The 12,798-nt window shown below is 40.2% G+C and carries 18 protein-coding genes; 1 reads left to right on the plus strand and 17 read right to left on the minus strand.

The window, feature by feature from the left end:
* Positions 1-10: 10 nt before the first annotated feature.
* Genes IWA51_RS07055 through IWA51_RS07085 form a run of 5 tightly spaced genes read right to left on the minus strand, consistent with a single transcriptional unit; the run spans position 11 to position 2,901 of the window.
* Positions 11-286: a hypothetical protein gene (locus tag IWA51_RS07055; protein WP_198441911.1), complete on the minus strand. Its 276-nt coding sequence runs from the start codon at positions 284-286 to the stop codon at positions 11-13.
* Between the two features lies 1 nt (position 287).
* Entirely contained in the window at positions 288-974 is a 687-nt protein-coding gene (locus IWA51_RS07060) for a hypothetical protein (RefSeq protein ID WP_198441912.1), read from the minus strand.
* Positions 971-2,362: a collagen-like domain-containing protein gene (locus tag IWA51_RS12790; protein ID WP_215905253.1), complete on the minus strand. Its 1,392-nt coding sequence runs from the start codon at positions 2,360-2,362 to the stop codon at positions 971-973. The genes IWA51_RS07060 and IWA51_RS12790 overlap by 4 nt, the downstream gene beginning before the upstream one ends.
* Before the next feature lie 3 nt (positions 2,363-2,365).
* A complete protein-coding gene (locus tag IWA51_RS07080; protein WP_198441913.1) occupies positions 2,366-2,752 on the minus strand; it encodes a hypothetical protein in 387 nt (128 codons plus the stop codon).
* The gene (locus IWA51_RS07085; protein ID WP_198441914.1) at positions 2,752-2,901 is read right to left on the minus strand and encodes a hypothetical protein; all 150 of its coding nucleotides are present in this window, start codon (positions 2,899-2,901) and stop codon (positions 2,752-2,754) included. The genes IWA51_RS07080 and IWA51_RS07085 overlap by 1 nt, the downstream gene beginning before the upstream one ends.
* Before the next feature lie 77 nt (positions 2,902-2,978).
* Here IWA51_RS07085 and IWA51_RS07090 point away from each other — a divergent pair, with 77 nt between their 5' ends.
* Positions 2,979-3,317 carry a YjcQ family protein gene (locus tag IWA51_RS07090; RefSeq protein WP_198441915.1) on the plus strand — a complete coding sequence of 113 codons (339 nt, stop codon included), beginning with the start codon at positions 2,979-2,981 and terminating at the stop codon, positions 3,315-3,317.
* On the opposite strand, the gene IWA51_RS07095 is transcribed toward IWA51_RS07090, so the two are convergent.
* The 12 genes from IWA51_RS07095 to IWA51_RS07155 form a co-directional block, all read right to left on the minus strand.
* The gene (locus IWA51_RS07095) at positions 3,307-3,624 is read right to left on the minus strand and encodes a YjcQ family protein (RefSeq protein WP_198441916.1); all 318 of its coding nucleotides are present in this window, start codon (positions 3,622-3,624) and stop codon (positions 3,307-3,309) included. The two genes, IWA51_RS07090 and IWA51_RS07095, sit on opposite strands and share 11 nt — an antisense overlap.
* Positions 3,621-3,920: a hypothetical protein gene (locus IWA51_RS07100; protein ID WP_198441917.1), complete on the minus strand. Its 300-nt coding sequence runs from the start codon at positions 3,918-3,920 to the stop codon at positions 3,621-3,623. Before IWA51_RS07100 ends, IWA51_RS07095 begins: the two co-directional genes overlap by 4 nt.
* The gene (locus tag IWA51_RS07105) at positions 3,917-5,749 is read right to left on the minus strand and encodes a phage minor capsid protein (RefSeq protein WP_198441918.1); all 1,833 of its coding nucleotides are present in this window, start codon (positions 5,747-5,749) and stop codon (positions 3,917-3,919) included. Before IWA51_RS07105 ends, IWA51_RS07100 begins: the two co-directional genes overlap by 4 nt.
* Before the next feature lie 3 nt (positions 5,750-5,752).
* Positions 5,753-7,129 carry a phage portal protein gene (locus tag IWA51_RS07110; RefSeq protein ID WP_230402624.1) on the minus strand — a complete coding sequence of 459 codons (1,377 nt, stop codon included), beginning with the start codon at positions 7,127-7,129 and terminating at the stop codon, positions 5,753-5,755.
* Positions 7,130-7,182: 53 nt separating this feature from the next.
* Positions 7,183-8,463, minus strand: a complete 1,281-nt coding sequence (locus tag IWA51_RS07115) for a PBSX family phage terminase large subunit (RefSeq protein WP_198441920.1) — start codon at positions 8,461-8,463, stop codon at positions 7,183-7,185.
* The gene (locus IWA51_RS07120) at positions 8,463-8,894 is read right to left on the minus strand and encodes a hypothetical protein (RefSeq protein WP_198441921.1); all 432 of its coding nucleotides are present in this window, start codon (positions 8,892-8,894) and stop codon (positions 8,463-8,465) included. The genes IWA51_RS07115 and IWA51_RS07120 overlap by 1 nt, the downstream gene beginning before the upstream one ends.
* A 92-nt stretch (positions 8,895-8,986) precedes the next feature.
* On the minus strand, positions 8,987-9,298 hold the full coding sequence (locus tag IWA51_RS07125; protein ID WP_198441922.1) for a hypothetical protein: 312 nt from the start codon (positions 9,296-9,298) through the stop codon (positions 8,987-8,989).
* On the minus strand, positions 9,288-9,629 hold the full coding sequence (locus IWA51_RS07130) for a DUF1064 domain-containing protein (protein WP_198441923.1): 342 nt from the start codon (positions 9,627-9,629) through the stop codon (positions 9,288-9,290). The genes IWA51_RS07125 and IWA51_RS07130 overlap by 11 nt, the downstream gene beginning before the upstream one ends.
* 22 nt (positions 9,630-9,651) lie before the next feature.
* The gene (locus IWA51_RS07135; RefSeq protein ID WP_198441924.1) at positions 9,652-9,939 is read right to left on the minus strand and encodes a hypothetical protein; all 288 of its coding nucleotides are present in this window, start codon (positions 9,937-9,939) and stop codon (positions 9,652-9,654) included.
* A gap of 27 nt (positions 9,940-9,966) precedes the next feature.
* A complete protein-coding gene (locus IWA51_RS07140; protein WP_198441925.1) occupies positions 9,967-10,770 on the minus strand; it encodes a helix-turn-helix domain-containing protein in 804 nt (267 codons plus the stop codon).
* On the minus strand, positions 10,763-11,419 hold the full coding sequence (locus IWA51_RS07145; protein ID WP_215905254.1) for a hypothetical protein: 657 nt from the start codon (positions 11,417-11,419) through the stop codon (positions 10,763-10,765). The genes IWA51_RS07140 and IWA51_RS07145 overlap by 8 nt, the downstream gene beginning before the upstream one ends.
* A gap of 279 nt (positions 11,420-11,698) precedes the next feature.
* Complete coding sequence (locus tag IWA51_RS07155; protein WP_198441928.1) at positions 11,699-12,790, minus strand: DUF6291 domain-containing protein; 1,092 nt, start codon at positions 12,788-12,790, stop codon at positions 11,699-11,701.
* Positions 12,791-12,798 lie beyond the last annotated feature (8 nt).

A 12,798-nucleotide genomic window follows, 5' to 3' on the forward strand; every position in this document is an offset into this window, starting at 1 on the left:
GTTCAGCCTGTCACGGCACAATCAAAGCATGTTCCATGCTTCTGTCGTGATATATTTCAGGGTAATTTGTTACTACTTTATAGTCTGTATCAAAACAATTATTGTCTGACATATACATAAACGGTCTGCCCCAGAGTTCAAGACAGTCTCTTATATCTGAAGCTGCAAGTTCAAATCCTTCAGGTGCTTTCTGACAAAAAGCGTCAAGTATGACTTTTTTGTCAACAGGTTCATACATTGATACATCTGTATCTTTAAGTTTTACTGAATCATAAAAAATAATCATTTCAGTCAATTCCTTTCATATAGTTTGCATACAAAACAGATGATACATCTTCATTTGATTTTAATTTATTGTAGATTTCTTCAAACAAAGACTTGTCAAAGTTTGGTTTCTTTTGGAAGTGTACAGTATTGCCTAGATGTGCCACACCCTTAATTTCAAGTGGTGATAAAGTATCAGAAAAACAGTCATTCAAAATTATCTCATCTTGAAAAATTGCTCCTGTTTCAATAATAGGCAGATTTTCAAGTTTTTCAGAAGCATTTACGATATTCCCGACATAACACAAACTTCTTGTGTAAAATGTTTGACCGTTATCACCTTTGACTGCTTTGCAAGCCAGTTCAGTTGTATTGCTGAATTCTATCGGTGCAAAACAAAATACATCGGTATCAAAGAAAAGAAAATCATTGTCTTCCTGCATGGCACGGAATAGATTATATATTCCTGTCCCCGTATAAGAATATGATTGTGTAAGTTTTTTTGAAAAAGTATCGCTCCAGTCATCAAGAATAAAGTTAAGATTTACTCCATCGAGGTATTGCAGAAGCGTTTCTTTTGTTTCTTCCGTATCGTAATAAATATTAAACTGGGTGTCAGGGTTATGAATATGTACAGACAGTATGCTTAAAACTGCATCATAAATCCATTTTTCAGAAATAAAATTGGCAACTGAATAATATATTTTCATATAAATTTTACTCCAACATCAAAGTGATGACTGTTATTATCAAGAGTTTTGTAAACTACTGTTCGTCTAATAGTTTTGTTTGTTGCAGTGGAATATACTCCATCTACTGCAATAATATAATTGAACCTTAATTCATAATGTGGACGAAAACCTGATGAGTTTTCTACTTTTGTTAGTTGAATATAATACAAACCTATTAACGGACCCTCAAAATGATACGAATCTGGGAAAATATCTTTGATATAATCTGAACCAATTTTTATCGGTCGCATGGCTCGTGTTGTTCCTGAAGGTATGTAATTGACAAGAATATTTACAAGCTGTTCTGTTGTATAACTACCAGCCGCAATATCAGGTACCTCACCATGAAATTGTGTAACATATTTCCAAAGTTTGTCCAGTTTCGTCTTGTCTGCTGCACTCATCAATCCTGCTTTTGTAGTAGTGGCTACATCAGTAACACCGGGTACCCCCTGCTTTCCCTGTGGTCCTTGAGGGCCTGTCGCACCAGTTGCTCCCCGTGGCCCAGTCGCACCTGTCGCACCCTGCTTTCCCTGTGGCCCTTGAGGCCCTGTAGCACCTTTAATTGAATAAGACGCAGTACAAGTAATACTTACATTTGTTCCGCTTACCGCAGTAACTTTCCAATAACAAATCGAAGAGTTTCCTGCACAAAAATTAAATGCAGTTTCTCCTACAACCGGTGTTCTGTTGAATTGTGATGTAGTTGCTACAGCGGAACTGTCTTTTGAATAGCTGCCAATAAAGTTAACAGTCAACGCGAGCCCTGTTTTTCCAGTATCACCTTTCGCGCCAGTAGCGCCTGTTGCTCCTTTCGGTCCCTGCGCACCTGTATCACCTTTCGCACCAGTAGCGCCTTTTGGCCCCTGTGGCCCTGTCGCGCCAGTTGCTCCACGTGGTCCTGTCGCACCAGTGCTTCCTTTGGAACCGTTTTTAACGCTGAATGTGCTTGTTGTGCCGTCTGTCTTTTTTACAGTGATAACGTTCGTACCACCGTCAGCAGTGCTTGCCGTAGTCTGTTCTACAGTCTTTATTCCCACACCTGTTGCTCCTTTCGGTCCCTGTGCACCTGTTGCTCCACGTGGTCCAGTATCACCTTTCGCGCCAGTAGCGCCTGTTGCTCCTTTCGGTCCCTGCGCACCTGTATCACCTTTCGCGCCTGTAGCACCACGTGGTCCTGTCGCGCCCTGCTTTCCGTTTCTCACATTAAGCAAAGATTGCTGTCCGTCATGGAAAGTTGCAGTCCACGTGTTTATGCCTCCGCTTTCTGTACTTTCCACTGTCTGTTCAAGTCTGATTGTTTTTTCATTGTAAGAGCGCGGGATCAGAAGATTGTCCGCTCCCGCTCCTGATATAACACTTGCCATACATTACCCCACAAAACAAACGTTTATTCCGGTCGCTCCGCTTTTTCCTGCATTAAAATCTATGCAGCGAACACGAATACCGGTTACAGAGTTTGCAATCATCTTCACGCGTGACGATGTATATGTTGCACTGTCACTTTCTACAGGTGACCAGTACACCGTAGCCCCGTTTGACCCGTTCCCATCCGAACCCAGATTGTCTACAAGGTTGCCTGTAACTTCGATTGCAAATGTTGCACTTGCCCCAGTCGGAATATTTACAAACACGCTTACAGCTGCAATCCTGTCGGGCGGAGAACACCATATGCATTTGCCTGCACCTATGTTTCCTTCATAAGAAATACCTGTCGTTCCGTTTCTGGAACGCGGCGTTACTCTCGAATAGTCCATTAACTTTCACCTTCCTTTTTTTCTGCCGTTGTTTCTGGTTCCGCTTTCTGTGCATTCAGCAAAGCATGAAACAGCTGAACCCCTGTATCTTTCTGCAGAAGATAATTGATAATCGCAGAATAAGTCTGCTCGTTTATAATTCTGTCCATACACCTATAGTCATTTTTAAAAATTGACTATAAGGGCAGAGGTAAAGCAAATGAAAAAAAGCACCGAAACTATTTGTATGAAATCTTTTTCGAATATTTACAAAATCTTAAAACGCCTGGATGATATGCTTGATTTACCGGAAGTAGACAATGAAAAAATCAGTGCAAAAACACTTGGTATAACAGAATTAAGGCGCGCACGCTACCTTATAATGCTTGAAAACGGAGGGTATATTGAGGGGTTAAAAGTATTTGACGAAGACGAGCCCGACATTGGAACAGAAAATCTCCATATCACACTAAAAGGAATAAAATGGCTTGCAGAAAATGCCGCGTTAATTAAAGCAGCGAATATCATAAAAGAAGTAGGAGGTGCGGGCGTAACAGCTGCTGTTAGTGCTGTACCTAATTTATAATATCTTTTATTCCTTTTGCAGTTTTATACATTCTCTGCATAATTGAGTTTTCACTTAAATATTCCAAACCTTTGATAGTTATCAGTGGATTTTCTGCGATTATGTCAATTTCGCCTGTTATATTTTCTCTAAAACTTATTCCACTTAAATAACCGGCATTTACAAGCATTTGAAAATATTTTGTCAGCCTTGTTTGTGATATTCCCAATTTGTCGGCAGAAATCTCATTTAAATCAAAATCGCTTATATCAAGAGACTTTTCAAAAGCCGTTAAGATTTTATATATAATTTTGAAGTTATCGGTCATTCTTCGTCTTTGTCACGTGGGTACACAAATTCTAATGGGGCTTGAATGACTCTTGCATTTTTTTCAAGTTTGAACCCAATGTCAGAAGGTAAAGTATATTCTTTGATTGTCCCATTTTTTTTGTAAACAACAAACATAGGATAATAATCTCCAGGAATTGGAAGTTCCTCGTTATTACTTTTATCAAATCCGATTAAATAATAATCTTTACCTTCCTTTAGTTCAGTGTTTATATGAAAAGAGGTATCATTAAGTTTGTTAATCGCTATTTCACAAGCCTTTTTTAAATCTATCATGTATTGCCTCCTTCACAACAACCTGCAATCCAATCTAAAGGCTTCAGATTGTCTATTCTTGAAATCATTATACTACCAGGTCTTCCCATAGTCAAATAATACTCTACGTCTTTCTCCCCATTTTGTGGGTCGAGAAACTTAATATTTCCTTTGACATTTTCTACTGCAAAAACATGTGCTCCGCCTCTTCTCCAGCGTATATATATTTCTGCTCTGGCTCCGTCTCCCCATGACTTCATTTTTGTTAAAATATCTTTCTTACCAGTTCCTGAACATGTTTGCCATGATTGATTTTCAAAAATATTTTGCCAATTAGAAGCAATTTTATCTGTTATATTGTCGGGTCTACCTTTGCTATCAAGGATTCGAGCTTTTGCCGTTACATTATAACCTCTTCGTCGTAATTCCCAGGTGGGAACACACCTTTGACAATTCGCCTTATAAGCCTCTCCACTTGTAGTATAACTTGGATTTGTACCCTTTGTGTCTGTTATAATTGTGTGTTTTTCTTGCTTTGCAAAATATTCTTCTGGTTCAGTAGGAACACTACTATAAATAGTCGGAGCAGTTTTTAATGGTATTGCAGTTTTTGTTTCTTTTGTTTTTGTGGCAGAAGTTGGACTCGCAATCCCTCTCGGCTGTTTCCCGCTCTTCGTGCCGATATACTCTCGTTCGTAATCTCTTTTTAATCCTGTTTTGTCCGTAAAGTCCTGTGCAATTTTCTGCCATTCACCGAGCTTTACGCGTGCGCTTGTATCGTCCACGCCGCCTGCTCTTTGAATATCTGCCGTGCGTTTCCACTGCCTTATCTTTCGTTCAATCGCTCTCTGCTTCTGCCGTGCCTCGTACTTCGTCATCTTTTTGCCGTTGTACTCAACATCTTTTTTGTTCATTTCCTTTAAATCTTTTCCGTCATAGTGTTTTTCCATTCCGGGAAAGTACGGGTAATAAGAATGTCGGCAGTTTATTCCGCAAATACCTGTTGCAGTTCCGGGTTTACAAACTTCTTCAAAAGAATCATAAAACACACCGTCAACTTCTCTTGCTTTTCCGCGCACATAAACTTTTCCCTGCCATGCTGCGTGTTCAGGACGTGCTCCCTCGTGTGCGTCAACTTCAACAAGTTCAACACCCAAATCTTCACAATTGCGTTCAGTAATTTCTGCACAGGTTTGGTTTATTCCTGTCATAACATTCATTCTTACAGCCGCTTCAATCGAAAGACTTCTTGTTTCTTTTTTGTAATTGTAATTTACGCTTGTCCTGTCATTCTTCGCAAGTGAGTTTACGCTTTGCTTTATTGCACTGTCATAATCAAAAGCCCCGGAAGCAACTTTCATATAAGCACTGTTGCATTCTTCAACAAAACGGCTTTCCGCATTGCTTGCAATCGTCTGCGTAAGACGCACAAGACCTTCATAATCTGCCTTAAACTGATTATTGATAATGTCAGTAGTAGCCGCGCCCTTTGCAATCTTCCCGTCAGAAAGTTTCATGACAGTAGCTTCAAGGATCTGCTTCTGGTTGTCGCTCAAATGTGCTTTATTGTACTGCGCCAAATCTTTCTGTGCAGATTTCTGTACAGCTTCTTCAAAAAGCCTTTTGAGTTCTTTCTGTGCCTGTGCATTGTATTTTACAAGAGCCTTGTTGATAGATTTTTTAAGACTTCCCAGCTCGTCAAGAATCATCATCTGCCATTGTGAAGCGTCAGTAACCTTACCGAGTTTTGAAACACGGCGCGCAATATCGCACGCAATGTCCGCTTCAAGTTGAGAATAAATCTTTACCATTTCATCGGGAAGTCCTGCAAGATAAGACGGAGTAAGCATTCGTTATTCCTTTCCGAATATATCTTCAATGCCCTGTGTCTGTGCCTGCGGAACATTTACTTTTGCAGTTTCTTCATCTTCGCCCATAAAGTCGCGCCTGTATTCCCACGGAGCGCGTACTCCGGAAGCAATTTCCTGAAGTTCAATCTGTTTTGCGGCAGTAATATCTTTGCGTGTCGCGTCATCATTCCATTTGATTACAATAGTTGAATCAGCACTTCCCAAACCGTAAGCGGCTGCCATATAAGCAAACACATCAGCGCAAGTCTGGTACTTCACTTCAATTTCATCTTCAATCTTGTCAACGATTGCGTAAAGTTCCTGTCTTCCGCCGTTGTACTGGGTAGCCGTCTGCTGAACACTTTCCGCGTCAGAAATAGTTCCCTTGCCGATATTCATTGTAAGTTCAATGCGGCGCAATATCTGCTGGAACATTGCATTCTGTTCAGCTGTACGAAGAGTAGGAGAGACTTCTTTTACTTTTGCATAATCAAGAGAGCCGTCACCTTCAACCTGCATAATAAGACGGTTTAAGTCTTCGTTTCCTGTAATATACGAACCTACAACCTTGTTGCCTTTTTTCTCGCGTTTAACAAACAAATCACGATCCGCCCACATTTTGCGTTCACCCGATTTCTGCTCCCAGTTCATTCGCTCAAACTGTTCATCTGCACATTTTACCAGGTAAGGAACGCCTTCCGCTCCGATAAGAGCAACAGGAACATTTGAACCGTCAATCTTGTTTACACAGTGGCTTCTGAATTCAATAATCATCGGCTGTTTTACATTATGCCACGTATATTCTTCTGTAAGATTTTCAGTCTGCGGACAACTTGCAAGCGACACTTTGCGCAAAGTCTGCTCATCATTATTATAAAGAGTGCATTTTACAGAGTGATTTTCGTTTTCATACAGATGTTCTTCAGTCAGCAAAAACTTGTGCTGCCCGTTGATAATCTGTTTCAAAATAAGAGCACCTGTAAGCGTTCCGTCAAAATCGTATCTTGTCGGAAGATAATTCCCAAGCGGAATAAGCTGATACTGCAACTTCCCGTTAGAAAAAACAGGACGCGCCACGCAACCGCCAAAAAGCGTAATATAATCGACAATCTTGTCAACATTGTCATTAAGATGATACATCGCTTTTTCAATAGCAGGATTATTCACTTCAAGCCCAATCTCACGCGACACCATCATGTGAAGTCTTCCTGCAATCTGATCAAGTATTCCGCAAGAAGGAGACTTTTCGTTCCAGGGCGCATGACCGCTTGCCATATCTGCCCACAGATTGATTGCCCTGTACATCTCATTCGTGATGTTTGTTTTTATTCCTGTAACTTCTTCAACAGTGTATCCGTGAAAAGCATTCAGTATATTCATAAAAAACCCCTTAATCTTCTCAAACATATAGTTCCTCTCTGTTTATAGTCATTTTAACCGCCTCTTCTTCTCCAGACAGATTCCATTGCATAGCGCACCGCCGACATACAGTGGTCTGCCTGTCCTTCCGGGTATCCGCTCAATATTTCGCCAGACTTTCTGTCAATTTCATATTCATACAAAGAAAACTCATCTGCACTATGCGGAGCCCTTGCAGGATCAATTACAATTTCATTAAGACTTTGAAGCCATTTGTAGCCCGGCTCTCTACTGTGCGGTCCTTTGATTGCAGCTTTGATATTCCAGCCGTAAAGAATAAAATCTCCGATACTCTTGTCTTCCGCACTGTCGACAACAATTCTGTCATTCTTGTAATTCACTTTACAGTGCCCGTTTACATCAGTTCCGTACCAATTCAAAAGATGTTCTTCAAGCGCGTTGCTTGCCTGTTCGTTTCCGTGCTTCAAAAGTTCAAGTTCATCAAAAATGTAAAGCGTTTTCTTTGCAGGATTATAAGCCATCTGAACATAAGCAAACGGGTCAGGGTAATATCCCCAGTCAATGCCGTAAAAACAGTAATCAAAAGAATCAATCTCTTTCTGCGTAATTTCACGGAGTGTTACATTTTCAAAAACGTTGCGCCCTGTTCCTGTCGGCTCACCCAAAAAAATATTTCTGTACGCTCTTTCATTTCGTTCTTTAAGAGAAAGCGCTTCTTCAAAAAAAGCCTGCCCAAGCCATTCCTGTGGAACTCCGCGGTAGTCTGTCCTGTGAATAAGAGTGTTTTTCCGAGACGATTTGAACTCTTTATTGCACCAGTTTCTTGCAGAAGAAGGAGGATTAAAACTGTAGAAAATCCAAAACTTATCCCCACCGCGCATTGTTGAAAGTTTAATAGTTTCCACATCTTCGGCAGAAAATTCTGTAAGTTCTTCAAACCACGTAATCGCAAAATAACCGCGCTTAAGTTTTATCGATTTGATTTTCTTCGGCTCATCAGCACCACGGAAAATTATTCTTTGCCCTGTCTTTGTGTAAATAATTCTAAGAGGTGACTTTGTAGCCTTAAAACGGTCAGTAAGTCCCAGCACATCGATAGCCCAAAGCAACTGTTCATACACAGAATCAGAAAGAGTGTCTGCAACCTTACGCAAAACAAGCGCGTTAAAGTCGGGATTGTTTACCATAAGCCAAATAATCGCAATCGACAAAAACGACGACTTACAAGAACCGCGTCCGCCTTTTTCGCAGTATTCTGTAAACTTGTGATTTACAATATCGCGAAAATCATTGTTGAACATTGTCGGAAAAATAGTGTTTGAATCAATCGTCATTATTCTTTCCCGTCAACAAGCCTTAAAACAAGTTTATCATCGCTTTCTTCCGTTTCTTCAAGCTTTGCGTTTTTACCCGTCATTCCGTTTATTTCAGCTGCAATCTTTACAGCCTGAACACGCGTTGTATTGTCCGGAACTTCTTTTTTTTCCGGTCTAATTACAAGTTTAGTCGCTTTCATCAAATGACCGAGTTCTGCAAGAGTAGTTTTCTTTCCAACGTTGAACAAATCACACTGGCGCGAAAAGGGAAGTGAATCAAAAAGTTTTTCACCATTGCGGAAATAAAGATAAGCCTTTGTATTGGCAGTTGAATCTGCGCAGTTCGGGTGAGATTCTTTATATATTTCTACCTGGCTTTTTTCGTCGCCTGTTCCTTTTGCAAGAAACCAGCGTACATAATCTGCCAGAATATCCTCTTTTTTGCTCATTCTTTTCCGTATTTATTCCCGTAAATTCATTGAATTTTTCGTTTTTTTTGCGTATTTCTACAGTTTTTTCTGCTTATTTATAGTCATTTTTGTCAGGTTTTCGCGTTTTTTGGTGTATTCGTTTTAAGCCATTTTTCTTCAAGTTTGCGTGTCTCAATACTTTTGTAATGACTTGAAAAATGATAACCGCCGCAGAAAATGCATTTATAAATTGCTTTGGTTTTTTTATTCACATGACTTATGTAGGGCAAATCGCCGTTTGCTTTGCGCTGGTATTCAGAACCGATTGATTTTCTTCGTATTTTGTTTTTTCTGTTTACATACCTGGAATATTTAACGCAGTCATTGTAAGAAGAAAATATTTTCTTTTTTGTTATTTCGCAGATTCCGACTTCACACTTCATGGATTTCAATTCCGTACTTTTCAAACATCCATTCGCGCTTTACCAGGTATTCTTTAGTGCGGAATCCTTTTACATCTTCCACGACTTGCCGTTTGTTAATGCAGTCGTAATAGACAAAGTCGGCAACATATTTCTTGCCGGAAGTCATTCTCTTTTCGCCAGTCCTGCGATGAGCTTTTGACAAAACAAAAGGCACCTGCAACTGCAAGTCAGAAATCTTCCCAGCGCGTGCAAGTACCTTAAGTTCACAATATCGGCTTCCTTCCTTTTGGGAAGCAAACCGTATTCCGTCGATTGTTACAGGTTTTGCATGATATTTACTAAAGTTCAAAAGTTTCCTCCTGAACTTATAGTCATTTTTCTTTTAACTCCCATTCCGAATATTCTGAATCACATTTATCATAATGACCTTCTTCCCTACTAGCATATTTACAGTTGGTACAGTTCTTCATTTTTGCATTCACGCCATCTACAGCACGGCAGTGAAGTTTTAATTCTTCAATCTGTTGTGCAAGCTCTGCATTTTCTTTTTCTGCCTCTTCAAGTCTTTTGCAAATAATTTCAAACCCCAGTTGAGTATAAGCCTTTTTTAACTCCAACGAGATTTTATTTTTCAAATATTCCAGTTCTTTATCAGTCATTTTCACAATCCTTACAATTTTGCGTGTCTAAATCCAGATCCTAAAATCTTTTTTGAGTTTTGATCTTCCTGTTCCGTTAACAATCTTTTTATTATACCGCCGTATAATATGCGGGCTTGCCCGGAATAACGCCCCGGGAGCTGACAGCTCCGCGGCCAGTGTTTCCGCTTCCTGTTGTGAAAATCCGCAACGAAATACCCACCAATGACCGTCCCTGAACTCATCGACTTTGTAAAACTCCATGCGTGGGCGTACTTTTATTTCTTTTTTTTCACTGCTGCTATTTCCCTGATGTTCTTTTTCGCTACTGGCTACAAGCTTATTTTTTAACCAATCTTTCAACTTTGCGAAGTCTGAATTATTGATCCAGCCGCGCCGGTTTTTTCTGAATGTTTTAATTTTCAATTTATCTGCATAGTTGTAAAATGTTGAACATGGCAAACCTAAACGCTCTATAGCTGTAGAAACCGGCAGCGCGTCAAAATCTCCGGCGGCATCAGCCTGCATTTTTTCAAAATCGGAGCGCTTTATATATTTCACGCGTCCGAACAATTCGCATTTTATTCCGGCTCTATTAATTCTCTGATAGAGCGCGCCTCTGTCTATTCCCAATTGGGCCGCAGCATCGTTTATGCCGATACTATCCGGGCTCCGCTTATATATCGCCTTCAACTTTTCAAAATCTTCAAGCGATATACTACTGTAAGCTTTGCCCATGATTTTCTTTTGAGCAACCATTTTAAACCCGCGATTTTTGCAATAATAATATAAATTATTTTTTGGCACTCCCAGCTCGTTCGCCGCTTCCTGCAATAAAATATATTTATTCATGACGCCCCTCTTTTTTATATTCCTCGAAATTCCTTTTCACTTTTCTTTTTTCGTCCTCGGAAAGCAAGAAAAAATTTATGTTGTTTTTTATACAGTAATCCTCCAGCTTTTGGGCTTTTGTCTTGCTGTACATCGTTTTTTTTACCTGAAGATACAGATACGCTATAAAACTGGTTCTTATCTTCAGCCTGTTTTTTAATATCTGCTCAATCACAAGACTTGCGCTGTCTACAGCCAGCTCTTCCTTATGATCAATACAAAAAATCAGCTTCTTTTCCTTCGCCTCCTTGCTTATGATTTTTCTTGCAATCTCCAACAGAAGCAGGAATATCTTGTCAATCTTTTCCGGCATTCCGTGGTAGTATTCATACTGCAAATTCATAAGCCTCTGGTTGTCATTTTCCGGGGCGGCAAAAAAGAGCAAGTCATCAATCTCTTTTTTCTCCTCCTGCTCATAAAAATCAAAGTCAAGAAAATACTGAAAACCGCATTCTGTTTTCTCTCCTCTCATCTTTAATTTCCTGTAAGTTTTGCAGCCTCTTCCCTGAACACCTTGCAGCACATCCTGCACTTGCAGTATTCCCAGTCCTCCTTGGCGCAAGTGTAGAAAGGGTTTCCGAACATCCGGCAGTATGATTTTTCCTGGCACTCAAAGCATCTTCCGCCACCGCGATAGAATTTGTCCGACAGGTCTTTCGGAATCGGATAGTCTACGTTAAGCCGTATAAAATTGCCTGGTAATTCATACCCGCATTTGAAGACAAGGCTTTTGGAAAAACGGCTTTTGAGCAGGTTTCCTGTTTTCTCGGCATCGTCAGCTTTCGCTCTTCTCCAGCAGGTGTAGCAGACTGTCTGGCTTACCGGGTAACTTGTGCCGCAAACCTTGCATTGCTGCCATGCCATTAGTTTGACTTCTTCCTGTCCGTTTTCAGTTGCTCTTCTGTCCGCCATAGCTTCCTCTCATTTCGTTTTCAAAGTCTGACTTCAGCTTCTGTCCGTAGCCTGAAAGGCACTTCTCGTACTGGAATCCAAAATAACTTGCGCCAGTCGGCATTCCTCTCTCGACCCATTCGTTGTGGTAATGCTCAAAGATTTTTGGAATAAAGCGCGGATCGTCTTTCATTTCATCAAGAAGCTGTGTCTCTATCTGCTCCGGCGTTTTCCGTGTTTCTTCCTGGTTGTTGGTTCGGACTCCAAACCTGTTTTTGTCAAAATTGGCAGGGAGAAGGTCATAGAACCACTGTTTTTGCACAAGCTGGTAGAAGCCAATCTTCTGCCTGAATCCGCAGTACGTGCCGGGGTTTGAGTAGATGTCCGTGAAATTCCTGCAAGCCTGGATTATGTCGTCGCTGTGCACGTTCTGGAGCTCTTCCTTCCTGTGGATTACAGAAAGTGCGTTCTTGAAATCAGTTTGCAGAAATGAGATTTCGTTTTCTCTTGCGCACGGAAGCCTGGCTTTTTTGAAAATCTCAAATATTTTTTTTGAATATTCAGTTTGAGAAGGAGAGAGAGAGCCAAAAACAACTTCGCTTGCATTAAGATTATGATTCTCTCTCTCATTCCCATTACCATTTAGATTATCATTATGATTAAGATTATGATTATTAAGGGTTGTTTGGTTGTTTTCGGGTTGTTTTGGTTGTTTTTCTTCAAAACAGGTTGTTTCGGTTGTTTTTAGGTTGTTTTCAACTTTTTCTAGTTGTTTTGGTTGTTTTTCATAATTTGAGTTGTTTTTAGAAAAATCAGTTGCTTCGTTGTTTTCTTCATTATTGAGATTCTTTCTTTGTGCGTTCTGGTTTCCGCTGGGTGCGCCTCCTTTTGATGATTTTGAGTTGTCGATAAGGTCTTTCATAGGGAGCCATATAATCATCTCTATCTCATTAAGGTTTTCCGGCTCAATTCCGAACATTCCATAGTTTGTGACCGCCTCGTAGAATTTCAGTTTCATTTCCGGGGTCGGCATTAAGTCAATCTGTTTTTTTGTTGTCTCTGAAAAAACAAAACTTTTAAATTTATTCATTTATTTCC

The sequence above is a fragment of the Treponema peruense genome (genome assembly GCF_016117655.1).
Classification (GTDB): Bacteria; Spirochaetota; Spirochaetia; order Treponematales; family Treponemataceae; genus Treponema_D; species Treponema_D peruense.